Origin of the sequence: Streptomyces sp. NPDC050448, assembly GCF_040655295.1 — a bacterium.
Lineage (GTDB): Bacteria > Actinomycetota > Actinomycetes > Streptomycetales > Streptomycetaceae > Streptomyces.
In genome coordinates this window covers 1-14,386 of record NZ_JBFAJR010000038.1, presented here as the reverse complement: position 1 = coordinate 14,386, position 14,386 = coordinate 1, and the positions used below count along the sequence as shown (strand labels likewise).

Sequence of the window (14,386 nt, the reverse complement as noted above, 5' to 3'; positions counted from 1 at the left end):
CGCCGGGACTCGCAATCCCGACGAGGGCCTGACCACGAGAAGGATCGATCTTCCCGATGGCTTTCCAGCACTCTAACGCGCCCTCGCGCGCCGCGTACGGCGTTCAACACGCCAACGTCCGACAGACCCGCAATTTCACGGTCGTCAGCAACGACCTGATCCGGCATCCCCACTTGTCGATGAACGCGCGGGCCCTCGCCTCGTACATCCAGTCGGTGCCGCGCGGCACCCCGGTCGGCATCAAAGCCCTGGCCAGGCAGCTCCCGCTCGGGGAGAAAGCGATCGGCAACGCGCTGGGCGAGCTGGAGGCGTACGGGTACCTGAGGCGGCTCCAGGAGCAGCTCCCGGACGGGCGGATCGTCACCCGTACGGTTTTCTGCAACCAGCCGAAGGCCGTCACCCGGCCGGAACCCGAGCCGGATCCTGGACCCGAGCCCGAGCCCGAGCCGGAACCCGAGCCCGGACCCGAGCCCGGACCCGCGCCGGAACCCGAGCCCGGACCCGCGCCGGAACCTGAGCCCGGACCCGAGCCGGAGCCGGAGCCGGAGCTGAAGCCGGAGCCCGGTTCGGCGGGCCGGCCCGGGCAGCCCGGTCCGCCCGCGAAGCCCCGGGCGGCGGCCCTCCCGGCGCCCCGCAACCCGGACAACCCGGCCCGCCGGCAGCTGGCCGAGGAACTCCTCGCGGAACTGCGCCGGGCCGACCCCCGCCTGCTCCTCGGCGCCCGGGACATCCAACGCCTCGCAGGCGGCGTCGAGGCCTGGCTGGAACGCGGCGCCACCCATCAGGCGGTGACCAGCGCCCTCACCGCGAACCTCCCGGACCACCCCCGCAACCCGGCGGGCCTGATCGCCCACCGCCTGACGACCCAGCTCCCGCCCGGCCTGGCACCACCGGCCCGCAGAGAGCACTTCGTCCCGCCGGACCCCTTCCAGGCCTGCGATAAATGCGACCGCGCCTTCCGCAACCCAGTCCCCGGCACCTGCAAAGGCTGCCGTACGAGCCCAGGAGAGGCGACCTAGCATGAAAGCGATGACTCGGACCCGGATCACAGGGCACAGACGAGGAGTGAGCTCCATGACCATCGCTCCGGACGACGTTCAGCAGGAAGTCCACTGGTACCCGGCGATGCGGGATGCCGTTCAGTCGCTGGACGACACGGTTCCCGGCAAGTTCGAGATCACCAAGGAAGGCATCGTCCACGACATGATGGCTCCGTCCAGCCCTCACGAGCTCACCGCGCTGCGCCTACGGAAGCGCCTGGAGAAGGTGATGCCGGAAGAGCTCGTGGCCCACACCGGAGCCCCGGACGTGGAGGACGAGCCGCAGGGCATTCTGCGGCTGCCGGACATCATGCTGATCGCCGAGGCGGACATGGAGGGTCAGGGTTCGTTCGACCCCCACACCCTCATCGCCGCCGTCGAGGTCGTCTCCCGCTCCAACCCGGACAACGACTGGGTCGGCAAGATGCGGGACTACCCGCTGCTCGGCATCCCCGTCTACGCGGTCTTCGACCCCCGTACCGGCACGGGTGCCGTCCTGTCGGACATCCACCCCACCGCCGCCGGACCGCGGTACGCGACGCGCAAGGACTTCGTGTACGGCGAGGACGTCACCATCGGCGATTGGACCATCTCCACCGAGGGCCTGCCGCTCTACGCATAGGAGGCCGGGCGGCGAAGGGGGCGGGGCCGCCCGGCCGGTGGCCCCGCCCGCCCCGGAGGGGGACGGCTACGCGTCCGACATCTTCGGCATGGCGCCCGACGTCTTCGACATGTCGATGACCGCGAACGCCGCGCCCTGCTGGTCCGTCAGCGCGGCGAAGCGCCCGAAGGGGCTGTCCATCGGGCCGAAGTGGAGGGCGCCGCCGTGCTTCTTCGCCTTGGCCACCGCCTCGTCGCAGTCCGGGACCCCGAAGAAGACCTGGATGTACGGGGGGATCTCGGGCGGGAACTCGTCGCCCATGTTCATCCGGCCGAGGACCGGGTTCTCCGTGCCGCCGACGCTGAAGATCTTGTAGTCCATCCCGGCCATCTCCGGGTCGTCGCCGGGCTCCATCTTCTGGGCCCCGTACGGGAAGACCTTCGGGAGGAAGCCGTCCACCTTCCCCACGTCCCGGGTGAAGACCTCGGCCCAGGCGTACGCGCCCGGCTCGCCGGTCTTCTCGAAGCCCTTGTGCTCGCCCGGCTGCCAGACGCCGAAGACCGCGCCGCTCGGCTCCTTCGCGATCAGCATCGTCCCGAAGGTGCCGACCTGCATCGGCTCCATCATCAGCTCGCCGCCGGCCGACTTGATCTTCTCGGCGGTGGCCGCCGCGTCGGGCGAGGCGAAGTACAGACACCACTGCGACGGGGCCTCGACGCCCGGCATCGGCGGGACGACGGCCGCGACGGCCTTGCCGCCGGAGTAGGCCTGCGTGTAGTTGCCGTACTCGCTCGAGGCTTCACCGAAGGTCCAGCCCAGCACGTCGGAGTAGAAGGTCTTGGCCCCCTCCACGTCCTTGAACATCGCGTCCACCCAGCACGGAGCGCCTTCCGGGAACTCAGCCATGATCGATCGACTCCTGTGTCGTCGGTTGTGTGTCGTGGGTCGCGTTTTGCGTGCTTCACACGCTAGGCCCGCGGTGCGGCGGCCGCGCGGGGAACGCGGCCACGCGGGACGCTGGATCCATGGACATCACGATGCGGCTGGCCCAGCAGCCGGAGGCCGACGAGCTCCTCGGCCGCAGCCCGCTCGCCGCGCTCGTCGGCATGCTGCTGGACCAGCAGGTGCCGATGGAGTGGGCGTTCTCGGGGCCGTACACGATCGCCACGCGGATGGGGGCGGACGACCTGGACGCCCACGCCATCGCCGCCCACGACCCCGAGGCCTTCGCCGCGCTGCTCTCCGAGAAGCCGGCCGTGCACCGCTACCCCGGGTCGATGGCGAAGCGTGTGCAGCAGCTGTGCGCGTACCTGGTGGAGCACTACGACGGGGACGCGGAGGCGATCTGGCGCGACGTACGGACCGGGGACGAGCTGCTGAAGCGGCTCAAGGAACTGCCCGGGTTCGGCGAGCAGAAGGCCCAGATCTTCCTGGCCCTGCTCGGCAAGCAGCTGGGCGTGCGCCCCAAGGGCTGGCGCGAGGCGGCCGGCGGCTACGGCCAGGCGAACGTCTACCGCTCGGCGGCCGACATCACCGGGCCGGAGTCCCTGGCGAAGGTGCGGGCGCACAAGCAGGAGATGAAGGCCGCCGCCAAAGCCGCCAAGGCAGGGAATTGACCGGGATTTCCGGCTGCCGATTGGCCCCTGTCACCGGTCACATGCCTGCGTAGATTCATGGTCATGACGAACGAGATCCTGACCCGCGCAGCCACCGCCGAGACCATCACCGACGGCCCCGGCAGCGTCATCACCCTGCTGACCGACACCGCCGAGCTCACCTGCAACACCGCCACGTTCGACGAGGGCGCGGCCGGCGCCCCCGTCCACTTCCACACCAAGGCGACCGAGTTCTTCCACGTCACCGCGGGGCGGCTCGACGTACTCGTCGGCGACGAGGTCAGGACCCTCACCGCCGGGGACTTCCTGTCCGTCCCGGCGGGCGTGAAGCACGCCTTCGCGCCCTCCCCGGGGCACACGGCGAGCGTCTTCGTCGGCTTCACGCCCGGCATGGGCCGCTTCGACTACTACCGGCTCCTCGGCCGGGTCCGCGCGGGCGAGGCCACCGTCCGGGACATCATCGACAGCCAGCCCACGTACGACAACCACTACGCGGAGAGCGACGCCTGGGCCGGCCGCCTGCGCAGCGCCGAAGCGTAGACCTCGTCCGCGTCGAGGCGCCGCAGCTCCTCCGAGATCAGCTCGGCCTTGCTGCGGATCTTCAGGGCCACCTTGCGGTCGGGGCCGTCCGGCAGGACCAGCGTGGCCAGCGCCCCGTCGGGCCGGTCCACCCGGATCTCCCCCGCCGCGCTGTCCAGCCGGACCCGTGTGATCACCGGCCCGTCCGTCGTGACCCGCTCCACCGGCACCCCCAGCCGGTCCTCGAGCCACCGGGCCAGCAGCTCGGCGCTCGGGTTGTCGGCCTCGCTCTCCACCGCCCCGCCGGTCACCGGCAGCGGCTTCTGGTCCATCGCGGCGGCCAGCAGCGCCCGCCACGGCGTCAGCCGGGTCCACGCGAGATCGGTGTCCCCGGGGGCGTAGGCGGCACCCCGCTCGTCCAGTACACCGACCGGGTCGGCGGCGGCCTCCGCGTCGGTGATCCGGCGCTGCGCCAGCGCGCCCAGCGGGTCCCGCGCCGGGTCGGCGGGGGCATCTGCAGGCCACCACACCACCACGGGCGCGTCCGGCACCAGCAGCGGCAGGACCACCGAGCCCGCCTGTGCGGTGAGCGCCCCGTGCAGGCGCAGCAGCACGATCTCCCCGGTCCCGGCGTCCGAGCCGACCCGCAGCTCTGCGTCCAGCCGGGTCTGGCGGAGCTTGTGCGGGCCGCGCGAGGTGCGCTTGATCACCGCGATGATGCGGCACGGGTGTTCGCGCGAGGCCTCCGAGGCGGCGCGGACGGCGTCGTACGCGTTCTCCTCGTCGGTGGCTATGACGAGCGTCAGCACCAGGCCCATCGTGGGGCTGCCGACGGCCCGGCGGGCTTCGAGCAGCGCCCGGTCGATCTTGCTGGACGTGGTGTCGGTGAGTTCGGTCCGCATGGGGCGAAGTCTGTCAGCGCCGAAGGCTCCGGCGGCACCCCGGCCGCGGATCCGGCTGCCTTTTGCGTCACCTGCGCCGCTTGACCGTCGTCCGCGGAACTCCGCGGTCACCCGCGCAGGTCCCCGGTCACCCGGGAACCGCCTCGGACGCGGCCGCCTCCGCCGCCGCCTCGGCCGCAGCCTGCTCGGCGCTGATCTTCTCGTACGCCGACTCGCGGTCGACCGGCTCCGCGTACCGCGCGTAGAGGCGCGGGTCCGGTGAAGGCGTACCCGGCGGCGATCTGGTCGGCCGGGGACGCGGGGTCGGTGCTCTCGCTCATACATCCCGCCCGAAATAGCCCCGCCTGTCACTTTTGCACCGGCATAGCGCGGCTGCGCCCGCAGGCACCGGCCCGGTAGGCTTTCCGTGTGATCTTCAAGCGCATCGGAAACGGGCGGCCGTACCCCGACCACGGCAGGGAAACCACCCGGCAGTGGGCGGACGTCGCCCCGCGCCCGGTCCGGCTCGACCAGTTGGTGACGACCAAGGGGCAGCTGGACCTCGAGACGCTGCTCGCCGAGGACTCGACGTTCTACGGGGACCTGTTCGCCCACGTCGTGAAGTGGCAGGGCGACCTGTACCTGGAGGACGGCCTGCACCGCGCCGTGCGCGCGGCCCTGCAGCAGCGCCAGGTGCTGCACGCCCGCGTCCTCGAAATGGACTACTGAGCCCGGGAACCCCCGGGACACGCCGGGGCAGGACCTGAGGACCGCTCCCGCACTTCGGCGGCACCCCGGCGTACTTCGGGTTCCGCTTCGCGAGTATTGCGCCTTTCGGGTCGGCCTTGCCCTATCAACAGATCATTTGGTGGGCATCGGCAGCGGGCGGTATTACGCTGCGCCCATGAGCATGCTCACTCCCCCCGGCATGGGCGGAAAGTACCGCGTCACGGGAGCGGCCTATCCCCGCATGAGCCGACCCCGGCGCCGTCGGCGGATCGTCTTCACCGCGCTCGGAGCAGTCCTCGGTCTCGCCCTGCTCGGCTACGGAACCTTGCAGCTCATGAACGTGTTCCGCGGCGAGAGCGGCAGCGGCAAACACGCCGCGGCGGGCAAGGACTGCGCGACCCCGAAACCCAGGGCGGGCGCCGCGGCGGCCGCCAGCGCCGCCGCCAAACCGGCCGTCGCGCTGCCCCAGCCCGGCGAGATCACGGTCAACGTCTACAACGCGACCCCGCGCGCGGGCCTCGCCAAGGCGGTCGCCGACGAGCTCAAGAACCGCGGCTTCACCATCGGCAAGGTCGGCAACGCCCCCGCCGACTTCGACAAGAAGGTCCCCGGGACGGGGATACTGGTCGGCTCGCCCAAGACCGACAAGGCGGCCTTCTCCGTACTGGGCACCCAGCTCGAGGGCGATACGCAGCAGAACGACGCCCGCGACGGCGCGGACATCGACCTGATCCTCGGCGACGCCTTCAAGGAGCTCAGCCCGAAGGAGGCGACGGCCAAGGAGCTGGCCCTGCTGGCCAACCCCCAGCCCGCGCCCGCCAAGACCTGCTGACGGGCCTGCTGGCGGGCCTGGCAACGGGCCTGGCGACCGGCCCTCCGGACGCGGACAGCCGGCCGCCGAGGAGGCAGCCGGCTGTCCGGAGGCCGTCGGGCCCGAGGCGGTCCTACTCGGCCGAGCCGTACATGCGGTCGCCCGCGTCGCCCAGGCCCGGCACGATGTAGCCGTGCTCGTTGAGCCGCTCGTCCACCGCGGCCGTCACGACCGTCACCGGCGTACCCGCGAGGTCGCGCTCCATGACCTCGACGCCCTCGGGCGCGGCCAGCAGCACCACGGCCGTGACGTCGTCGGCGCCGCGCTTGATCAGTTCCTGGATCGCCGCGACGAGCGTGCCGCCGGTGGCGAGCATCGGGTCGACGACGTAGACCTGCCGCCCGGAGAGGTCCTCCGGCATGCGCGTCGCGTACGTGGAGGCCTCCAGGGTCTCCTCGTTGCGGACCATGCCCATGAAGCCCACCTCGGCGGTCGGCAGCAGCCGCATCATGCCGTCCAGCATGCCGAGGCCGGCGCGCAGGATCGGCACGACGAGCGGGCGCGGGTGCGAGAGCTTCACGCCGGTGGTCGGGCCGACCGGCGTATCGATGTCGGCCTGCTCGGTGCGCACTTCGCGGGTGGCCTCGTACGCGAGGAGGGTCACCAGCTCGTCGGCGAGCCGACGGAAGGTGGGGGAGTCGGTGCGCTTGTCGCGCAGGGTGGTCAGTTTGTGCGCCACCAAGGGGTGATCGACGACCTGCAAACGCACAACATCCTCCAAGGCTCAGCTGCCGGGTTTCGACCTGCGACCTGCAAAAACGGCCGCACTTTTCGCGACCCACGGGCAAAAGGCTACGCGGTGTGCGCACCCCTGTGCGTCCGAACCGGCAGCGGTGCCCGCACGCGCCCACGGATGCGCCCGCCGCCGCCCCCACCGCCCCGCCTGCGGATGCGACCCGCCCGGACGCCCAGCACGCTGGACTGATGAGCAACGCACCGGTGGTCGCGGCCGTCGACGGATCCGAGCACAGCCTCCAGGCGCTGGAATGGGCGCGGACCGCGGCGCTCCGCCACCGCACCGGCCTCGTGGTCGCGCACGTGCTGCCCGACAGCGCCCAGTTGTACGCGGCACGCCGCTCGTCCCTCGCCGACGCCTCGCAGCCGGAGCAGTTCGCCGACCCCGTCGGCGAGTGGGTACGGGGCATCCTCGCCACGGCCCCCGAACTGCCGGACACGGTGCGGTACGACTCGCTGGAGGGCTCGGTGCCCGAGGGCCTGCGGGTGACCGGGGAGGACGCCCTGATGCTGGTGATGGGCTCCCGGGGCCGCGGCGGCTTCGCGGCCCTGCTGCTCGGCTCGAACAGCAGGGCCGTGGCCTCGACGGCGGCGTGCCCGGTGGTGGTGGTCCCGCACGCGGCGCGGCTCGCGCAGGCCCCGGCGGAGCCGTCCGACGGGGCCGACGGGTCATCCGGGTCCGCCGGGCGGGTGGTGCTCGGCCTGCACGCCGCGGAGACCGCGGACGACGTACTGGCCTTCGCCTTCGCGGAGGCGGCCGCACGGGGGACCACCGTCCAGGTGGTCTCGGCGTACGCGATCCCGCCGGCGCCGACGACGATGGTGGACAGCCCCTTCCAGGTGATCCCGCCGGAGGGGCTGGCCGACGACGGGGACGCGGTGCCGGCGGAGCGGGAGATGCTGCGTTCCCAGACGGAGCGGCTGGTGCCGTTCCGGGCCCGGTGGCCGCGGGTGCCGGTGGAGCAGGCGGCGGTGCCGGGAGACGCGGCGGAGCGCCTGGTGACGGCCTCCCGGTCGGCGGCCCTGGTGGTGGTGGGCCGCCACCACCCGCGGCGCAGCGTCGGGCCCCTGATGATGGGCTCGGTGGCCCATGCGGTGCTCCACCACGCGCACGGCCCGGTGGCGGTCGTCCCCACGCTGTCCGACGACCCGTAAGGCCGTCCACCCTTCTGAGCTGCGACGGGGTGGCATCAATCGGCCCGTCCGAGGGAAGGTGGGGTGCGGGGGGTCTGCTTCGCGCCGGCGGAGGAGGACGACCGGACCAGCCTGGGGTGGTGGCCGATGCCCGACACGCAGCCGAGCCGGCAGAACGACGCGCCGGAACCGCCGGAGACGGCGGCGCAGCGCAGAGCACGCCGCGCGCAGTTCCTGCGCGACCTGATGGAGGCGCGGGCCCTGCGCGACCGCGTCCAGCCCCGCCGCGCCCGCGCGGCCCGCATGCGCCAGCAGATGCGCATGCGCACCTTCCGCTGGTGACCGCCGCCGCAGCCACCGCCCCGGTCCGGCGCACCCCGTACCGCCCGCGACCGCAGGCCCCGCGGACGGACCCGCCGAGGGCCGGTCACGCGCACCCGGCGCCAGTCCGGCCGCCCCCTGCCACCCCGCGGGGCGTAACGGCGCGCCGGGCGACACGGCCGGGGTGTCGAGGCAATCGGCGGCGGCCGTCGCGGGCCGCCGCGCGGACCGCCCGTACGGGCTGCCGAAGGCCCGCATCGCCGAGGCGGGGAAGGCGGATCGGCGGACGCTCCGAGAGCGCCGAGGCCCCCCGTACCACCCGCGAAGCGCACGGCACGGCACGACGCAAGCGCGGAAGACCTCTCGCAAAGCCGCCGTTTCTGCCACGATGCCGATTGGGCGGGGCACGAAGCGGCGAGCAGGACAGCCGTTCCAACCCTTCCCACCTCCGGCCGGGGGGACCTCCAACCGGCACGCCTATGACCAGTGGGAGAGTCACGGTGTATTTCGCCGCACTGCTCGCGCGCACCGAAGACGGGTGGGAAGCGAGCGACATGGAACTCGACGACGTCGAGTCCCTCAGTGATCTGATCGATCTCGCCCGTGCCGCCGCTGTCGACGACGACACGGTGGTCGCCCTCATCGAGCAGGAGGACGCCTGGTTCGGCGTCGTCCGCGTGGACGGCGAGGAGGACCCGCGGTATTTCGTGTCGAACGCCTCCGCGGCCTCCCGCAGCTCCTACGGCTCGATGCTGACCGACGAGCTGCTCGGCAGCGACGAGGAGGACGACGAACTCGACGAACTGGACCTGGACGGCACCGAGGACGGCGAGGAGGACACGATCGCCGCGTTCACCGGCGCCGACGACGACGAGGACGAGGAGGACTCGCCCGGCGCGGAACCGGTACCGGCCGGCCCGCTCGGCGACCCCCGGCTGCTCGACGACCTCGGGGTCAGCCACAAACAACTGATGACCCTCGACGGGGACGCCCTCTCGGAGATCGCCGATTCCCTCGGCGCCACCGAGGTGCTGGAGGCCGTCCGCTAGTGATCACCACGCACCACCCCCTGCACGGCCCCGATCCCGTACGGGACCCGTGGCGGGACTCCATGCGCCTGGCGCTCCAGGAGGCCGCCCGGGCGGTGCCGGCCGGCGATGTGCCGGTCGGCGCCGTCGTGCTGGGCCCGGGCGGGGAGCTACTCGCCACCGGGTACAACGAGCGCGAGGCCAGCGGCGACCCCACGGCGCACGCCGAAGTACTGGCACTGCGCCGGGCGGCCGCCCGGCTCGGGGAATGGCGGCTTCCGGGGTGCACCCTCGTGGTGACCCTGGAGCCGTGCGTGATGTGCGCGGGCGCGCTCGTGCAGTCACGGGTGGCCCGGGTCGTCTACGGCGCGCAGGACGAGAAGGCGGGAGCCGCGGGGTCGCTCTGGGACCTCGTGCGGGACCGCAGGCTCAACCACCGTCCGGAGGTGATCCGCGGCGTACTCGCAGAGGAGTGCGCGCGGCAGCTGACGGACTTCTTCCGCGACCTCTGAGGCGGCTCGGGATACCGATTTCAGTGGATGCGACTCCGTAGGCTAGGATCCATCTCGGTAGTGTGTCCGAGTGGCCGAAGGAGCTCGCCTCGAAAGCGAGTATGGGGCAACCCATCGGGGGTTCAAATCCCTCCACTACCGCTTCGATCGAGAGCCCCGCCCCGCAAGGGACGGGGCTCTCGGCGTATCCCGACGCGTCTTTACGGATGACGGCCGCGTGACCGGGCGCCCGCTCTGCCGTTGTCACGGCATGACCAAGACCCAGCGCATGCTCGCCGCCTTCGCCCTCGCGGGGGCCGCCGCGGGCCTCGCCGCACCGGCCGCCTCCGCCGCTCCCATGGCCCCGATCACCCTTCCGGACCTGCCGCAGGCGGCCCCGGGCATGCCGGAGGGGGCCACGCTCGGCTCCGTCCAGGAGATCGGCGGAAAGCTCAAGGAGGTTAACCAGCTCGGCCAGCTGATGGACCTGCCGAACCAGCTGACGCCCTTGATCGCCCCCGCGGAGCCCGTCCTGGGCCTGCTCGGCGCCGTCCAATAGCCCGGCACCAGCCCGGACACCAGCTCGGCAGCAGCTCGGCAGCAGCCCGGCACCGCGTGGCACCAGCCCCGCACCGCAACCCGAAGAAGGCCCCGACCGGGGTCGGGGCCTTCGACGTACGGGACGGGGGAAGCGGCATCGGGGGGACAAGCCACTTCCCCCGACGAAGACGGGACCTGCCGGTCCGAACCGCATTCAGGGGGAAGCCTGCGGCTCGGACCCCGCAGTGAGGTCCTGTCCCTCACCCACCGGCTTCCTGCCAGAACCGGTGGGCTCGTCTTCCATACTGCGCCACCCGCACCTGCCCGCCAGGCGGCAAAAGACCCGGACCACCGGGCCATTGGTCCATAAAGGCCTGGTGAGTGGCCGCACGCGACCGGATAGACTCACCCGACTTTGCAGGACCGGTTGGGGAGGCCGACACCGCTCATGGACACCAAGAAGATGATCATGGGGGGCCTCGTCGTGTTCGTGCTCTTCGTGATCATCACCCAGCCGGTGAAGGCGGCCGACATCGTGAAAATAGGCTTCCAGGGCATATCGGACGCGGCCCACGGCATCGGCGCGTTCATGACCGAATTGGTGCGCTGAACCCGTACGCTGACGCGGCTTCCGGACTTACCGGCCCCCTACTCCGACGGGTGGGGGGCTTTCGCATTCCCGCGCCCCCGCAATACCTCCATCCCAAAACACCCCATTATGCCCAACTTGCCCTCAACACGGCGATATACGGTGCTTGCACACAGTGCACATGTCTTGTGATGCTATGACCGCTTTTGACGGATGAGTTGATACATGAAGGGGTGGCGTGACCGTGCCGGCCAGTACTGCGCCTCAGGTGCCACCCCAGCAGGACCCCCAGCACGGCCCGGAACGCGAAGCGACCCCCCGCAGCGCCCACCCCGCCGCGCACCCCGCCGCGCACGGCCCGCAGCAGCACGCCGAGCGCGACGCCCCGCCTGACGCCCCGCCTGACGCCCCGACCGACGCCCAGAGCGGCGCTCAGCGCGACGCCCCGCCCGACGCCCAGCAGGACTCCCAGGTTCCGCCCCAGCAGGACCCCCCGGAGGGGCCTCCAGCGGCCCCCAGGCCGCAGAGCCGGGGCGCGGACACCCGGGCCCTCACCCAGGTCCTGTTCGGGCAGCTGAAGGGCCTTCAGCCGGGTACGAGCGAGCACCACCGGGTGCGCGGGGCCCTCATCGAGGCGAACCTTCCGCTCGTCCGGTACGCGGCCGCCCGCTTCCGCAGCCGCAACGAGCCGATGGAGGACGTGGTCCAGGTCGGCACGATCGGCCTCATCAACGCGATCGACCGGTTCGACCCGGACCGCGGGGTGCAGTTCCCGACCTTCGCGATGCCGACCGTCGTGGGCGAGATCAAGCGGTACTTCCGCGACAACGTCCGCACCGTCCACGTGCCGCGCCGGCTCCACGAGCTGTGGGTCCAGGTGAACGCCGCCAGCGAGGACCTCACCACCCTGCACGGGCGCACGCCGACCACGCCCGAGATCGCCGAACGGCTGCGGATCACCGAGGACGAGGTGCTGTCCTGCATCGAGGCGGGCCGCAGCTACCACGCCACCTCGCTGGAGGCCGCCCAGGAGGGCGACGGGCTGCCGGGGCTGCTGGACCGCCTCGGCTACGAGGACCCCGAGCTGGCCGGGGTCGAACACCGCGACCTCGTACGGCACCTGCTCGTCCAGCTGCCCGAGCGTGAACAAAGGATCCTGCTCCTGCGGTACTACAACAATCTGACGCAGTCCCAGATCAGTGCCGAGCTCGGTGTGTCCCAGATGCACGTGTCCCGGCTGCTCGCCCGCAGCTTCGCCCGGCTCCGGTCCGCAAACAGGATCGAGGCGTAGCTGGAACGGGTGGAGATCGTTCCCCCGTTTCCCACAGAATGGGCTCATTCCGCTCTGTCGCTGGAGATATATGTCGACTTGGCGCTACAGCGCGTTGCCGACATGTGACATTCTGCTGGAACCGCGTTTGCCGCAGCCCCGCCTCCGGTATTCAGGTGGAGGCTGCGTTCCTCCGACGGGCGCGCCGTACGCGACCGTCCGCGACCTCAAGGGGGTGGCATGTCCGTAGACCAGGGCAGCTCCAAGGTGCTCACGCTCGTCAAGAGCGCGGAACCGACAGCACCTGCAGCGTCTGACCGCTCGGAAGCCATCGACACCCGCACCCTCTCCCGCTCCCTCTTCCAGCGACTTGCCGCCCTGGACGCGGACAGCCCCGAACGGGCGTACGTACGCGACACCCTGATCGAGCTGAACCTGCCCCTGGTGCGGTACGCCGCCGCTCGCTTCCGCAGCCGGAACGAGCCGATGGAGGACATCGTCCAGGTCGGCACGATCGGCCTGATCAAGGCGATCGACCGGTTCGACTGCGAACGCGGAGTGGAGTTCCCGACGTTCGCGATGCCGACCGTCGTGGGCGAGATCAAACGATTCTTTAGGGACACCTCCTGGTCCGTGCGCGTCCCGCGCCGCCTCCAGGAGCTGCGCCTCGCCCTCACCAAGGCCAGCGACGAGCTCGCCCAGAAGCTCGACCGCTCGCCGACCGTGCCGGAACTGGCCGCGGTGCTCGGGGTGTCGGAGGAGGACGTCGTCGACGGCCTCGCCGTGGGCAACGCGTACACCGCCTCCTCACTCGACTCGCCCTCCCCCGAGGACGAGGGCGGCGAGGGCTCGCTCGCGGACCGCCTCGGCTACGAGGACACCGCGCTCGAGGGCGTCGAGTACCGCGAGTCGCTGAAGCCGCTGCTCGCCAAACTCCCGCCCCGGGAGCGGCAGATCATCATGCTGCGGTTCTTCGCGAACATGACGCAGTCGCAGATCGGCGAGGAGGTCGGCATCTCCCAGATGCACGTCTCCCGGCTGCTCACGCGCACGCTGGCGCAGCTCCGGGTGGGCCTGATCGGCGAGTAATCGCCGGAGCCGGGTTCCCATCTGACGTGAAGTCAGCAAAACTGCCGCGATGCGAAGGGAACGTAGCGCCCTCACCCCGCCGACCCTGCTCACGCTGTCGTGCTGCATGGCCGCCGCATGCCTGACCGGGTGCGGCGGCCCGGCACGTGACGGCTACGCGGCCGCGGGCGCCGTGGCCCCGGGCCCGGAGCGCCGTGCGGGCGACAACGTCGCGCCCCGGGGCCCGGTGGAGTTCCAGCGGCTGGGCGGAGCCCCTTCCGCCACCACGAGTACGTCGCCCAGCGCCCCGGGTGCGCAGAGCGCTGCCGCCTCCGCCCGAAGCGGAGCCACCAGCACCCCGCCCGGGACCGGCCCGTCACCCCAGGCCCCGCCCGAGGCCGGCCCGTCCGCCCCCACCCCGGCACCCCCCGCACCGAAGCCGGGGACGACACCCCCGGCCACCCCGGCGAGCCTGACGCTGAGCACCCCGACCCGCGCCCCGGCGGCGGACCGCTGGTGCGAGAAGGTCACGGTGGGGTTCACCAACACGGGGATCACGGCGGCCCGTTCGGGCACGGTCACGTTCGCGACGCACATCATCGGCGCCCTCGGCATCGACTGGGCGACGATCACGACGGCCCAGCCCCTCCCGGCCCCCGTCCCCGGGGGCGCGACGAAGACGCAGACCTACACGGTCTGCGTCGAATCCTGGCGAGTCCCCCTGGGCATGCGCATAGAGACCCGGACCACCACAGCCACCTGGACCTGACACCCCCACACCCCAGCCACCGCCGGAGCCACGCCCGGCCGGGACCACCCCCAGCCCGCCGGCCCAACCCAGCCCCGCCGGCGTTTGAGGCGCGGGGCCCGGGGCGCAGCCCCAGGTCCGGGGTCCGGGGCGGAGCCCCAGGCCTTCCAGCCCCGCCGCCGCTTGAGCCGCGGGGCCGATCGGA

Annotated in this window: 19 protein-coding genes and 1 tRNA gene; 17 read left to right on the top strand and 3 right to left on the bottom strand. The window is 72.0% G+C overall.

Annotation, left to right across the window (positions count from 1 at the left end):
- Positions 1-56 precede the first annotated feature (56 nt).
- Both AB0I68_RS31790 and AB0I68_RS31785 read left to right on the top strand, forming a co-directional pair.
- Positions 57-1,019, top strand: a complete 963-nt coding sequence (locus AB0I68_RS31790; protein WP_363180835.1) for a helix-turn-helix domain-containing protein — start codon at positions 57-59, stop codon at positions 1,017-1,019.
- A gap of 55 nt (positions 1,020-1,074) precedes the next feature.
- Positions 1,075-1,662 (top strand): Uma2 family endonuclease, encoded by a 588-nt coding sequence (locus AB0I68_RS31785; protein ID WP_363180834.1) that lies wholly within the window; start codon positions 1,075-1,077, stop codon positions 1,660-1,662.
- A gap of 66 nt (positions 1,663-1,728) precedes the next feature.
- On the opposite strand, the gene AB0I68_RS31780 is transcribed toward AB0I68_RS31785, so the two are convergent.
- Positions 1,729-2,547 carry a VOC family protein gene (locus AB0I68_RS31780; protein ID WP_363180833.1) on the bottom strand — a complete coding sequence of 273 codons (819 nt, stop codon included), beginning with the start codon at positions 2,545-2,547 and terminating at the stop codon, positions 1,729-1,731.
- Positions 2,548-2,666: 119 nt separating this feature from the next.
- Between AB0I68_RS31780 and AB0I68_RS31775 the strand changes: the two genes are divergently transcribed.
- Together AB0I68_RS31775 and AB0I68_RS31770 are read left to right on the top strand one after the other, a co-directional pair.
- Positions 2,667-3,257, top strand: a complete 591-nt coding sequence (locus AB0I68_RS31775) for an HhH-GPD-type base excision DNA repair protein (RefSeq protein ID WP_363180832.1) — start codon at positions 2,667-2,669, stop codon at positions 3,255-3,257.
- A gap of 63 nt (positions 3,258-3,320) precedes the next feature.
- Complete coding sequence (locus AB0I68_RS31770; protein ID WP_363180831.1) at positions 3,321-3,797, top strand: cupin domain-containing protein; 477 nt, start codon at positions 3,321-3,323, stop codon at positions 3,795-3,797.
- Here AB0I68_RS31770 and opcA read toward each other — a convergent pair.
- Complete coding sequence (gene opcA, locus AB0I68_RS31765) at positions 3,746-4,678, bottom strand: glucose-6-phosphate dehydrogenase assembly protein OpcA (RefSeq protein ID WP_363180830.1); 933 nt, start codon at positions 4,676-4,678, stop codon at positions 3,746-3,748. The two genes, AB0I68_RS31770 and opcA, sit on opposite strands and share 52 nt — an antisense overlap.
- A gap of 80 nt (positions 4,679-4,758) precedes the next feature.
- On the opposite strand from opcA, the gene AB0I68_RS31760 reads away from it, so the two are divergent.
- From AB0I68_RS31760 to AB0I68_RS31750, 3 genes are all read left to right on the top strand, one after another.
- Entirely contained in the window at positions 4,759-4,923 is a 165-nt protein-coding gene (locus AB0I68_RS31760) for a hypothetical protein (RefSeq protein ID WP_363180829.1), read from the top strand.
- Positions 4,924-5,086: 163 nt separating this feature from the next.
- Positions 5,087-5,386 (top strand): type II toxin-antitoxin system VapB family antitoxin, encoded by a 300-nt coding sequence (locus AB0I68_RS31755; protein WP_030160221.1) that lies wholly within the window; start codon positions 5,087-5,089, stop codon positions 5,384-5,386.
- A 175-nt stretch (positions 5,387-5,561) separates the two neighbouring features.
- A complete protein-coding gene (locus AB0I68_RS31750; RefSeq protein WP_363180828.1) occupies positions 5,562-6,218 on the top strand; it encodes a LytR C-terminal domain-containing protein in 657 nt (218 codons plus the stop codon).
- A 112-nt stretch (positions 6,219-6,330) separates the two neighbouring features.
- Here the strand turns inward: AB0I68_RS31750 and upp are convergent, their stop codons facing one another.
- Positions 6,331-6,966: a uracil phosphoribosyltransferase gene (gene upp, locus AB0I68_RS31745; protein ID WP_363180827.1), complete on the bottom strand. Its 636-nt coding sequence runs from the start codon at positions 6,964-6,966 to the stop codon at positions 6,331-6,333.
- A 215-nt stretch (positions 6,967-7,181) separates the two neighbouring features.
- Between upp and AB0I68_RS31740 the strand changes: the two genes are divergently transcribed.
- The 10 genes from AB0I68_RS31740 to AB0I68_RS31695 all read left to right on the top strand — a co-directional run bounded on the left by AB0I68_RS31740 (position 7,182) and on the right by AB0I68_RS31695 (position 14,202).
- Positions 7,182-8,147 carry a universal stress protein gene (locus AB0I68_RS31740; protein WP_363180826.1) on the top strand — a complete coding sequence of 322 codons (966 nt, stop codon included), beginning with the start codon at positions 7,182-7,184 and terminating at the stop codon, positions 8,145-8,147.
- Positions 8,148-8,273: 126 nt separating this feature from the next.
- On the top strand, positions 8,274-8,468 hold the full coding sequence (locus AB0I68_RS31735; RefSeq protein ID WP_363180825.1) for a hypothetical protein: 195 nt from the start codon (positions 8,274-8,276) through the stop codon (positions 8,466-8,468).
- A gap of 479 nt (positions 8,469-8,947) precedes the next feature.
- Positions 8,948-9,496: a hypothetical protein gene (locus AB0I68_RS31730; RefSeq protein ID WP_363180824.1), complete on the top strand. Its 549-nt coding sequence runs from the start codon at positions 8,948-8,950 to the stop codon at positions 9,494-9,496.
- Positions 9,496-9,987 (top strand): tRNA adenosine(34) deaminase TadA, encoded by a 492-nt coding sequence (tadA, locus tag AB0I68_RS31725; protein ID WP_363180823.1) that lies wholly within the window; start codon positions 9,496-9,498, stop codon positions 9,985-9,987. The genes AB0I68_RS31730 and tadA overlap by 1 nt, the downstream gene beginning before the upstream one ends.
- A 56-nt stretch (positions 9,988-10,043) precedes the next feature.
- Positions 10,044-10,128: transfer RNA gene (locus tag AB0I68_RS31720), tRNA-Ser, on the top strand.
- 109 nt (positions 10,129-10,237) lie between these two features.
- Positions 10,238-10,525, top strand: a complete 288-nt coding sequence (locus tag AB0I68_RS31715; RefSeq protein WP_363180822.1) for a hypothetical protein — start codon at positions 10,238-10,240, stop codon at positions 10,523-10,525.
- A gap of 429 nt (positions 10,526-10,954) precedes the next feature.
- Positions 10,955-11,116 (top strand): hypothetical protein, encoded by a 162-nt coding sequence (locus tag AB0I68_RS31710; RefSeq protein WP_159046037.1) that lies wholly within the window; start codon positions 10,955-10,957, stop codon positions 11,114-11,116.
- A 247-nt stretch (positions 11,117-11,363) separates the two neighbouring features.
- Positions 11,364-12,386: an RNA polymerase sigma factor SigF gene (locus tag AB0I68_RS31705; RefSeq protein ID WP_363180821.1), complete on the top strand. Its 1,023-nt coding sequence runs from the start codon at positions 11,364-11,366 to the stop codon at positions 12,384-12,386.
- Positions 12,387-12,605: 219 nt separating this feature from the next.
- Complete coding sequence (locus tag AB0I68_RS31700; protein WP_363180820.1) at positions 12,606-13,454, top strand: RNA polymerase sigma factor SigF; 849 nt, start codon at positions 12,606-12,608, stop codon at positions 13,452-13,454.
- Positions 13,455-13,503: 49 nt separating this feature from the next.
- The gene (locus AB0I68_RS31695; protein ID WP_363180819.1) at positions 13,504-14,202 is read left to right on the top strand and encodes a hypothetical protein; all 699 of its coding nucleotides are present in this window, start codon (positions 13,504-13,506) and stop codon (positions 14,200-14,202) included.
- Positions 14,203-14,386: the final 184 nt, after the last annotated feature.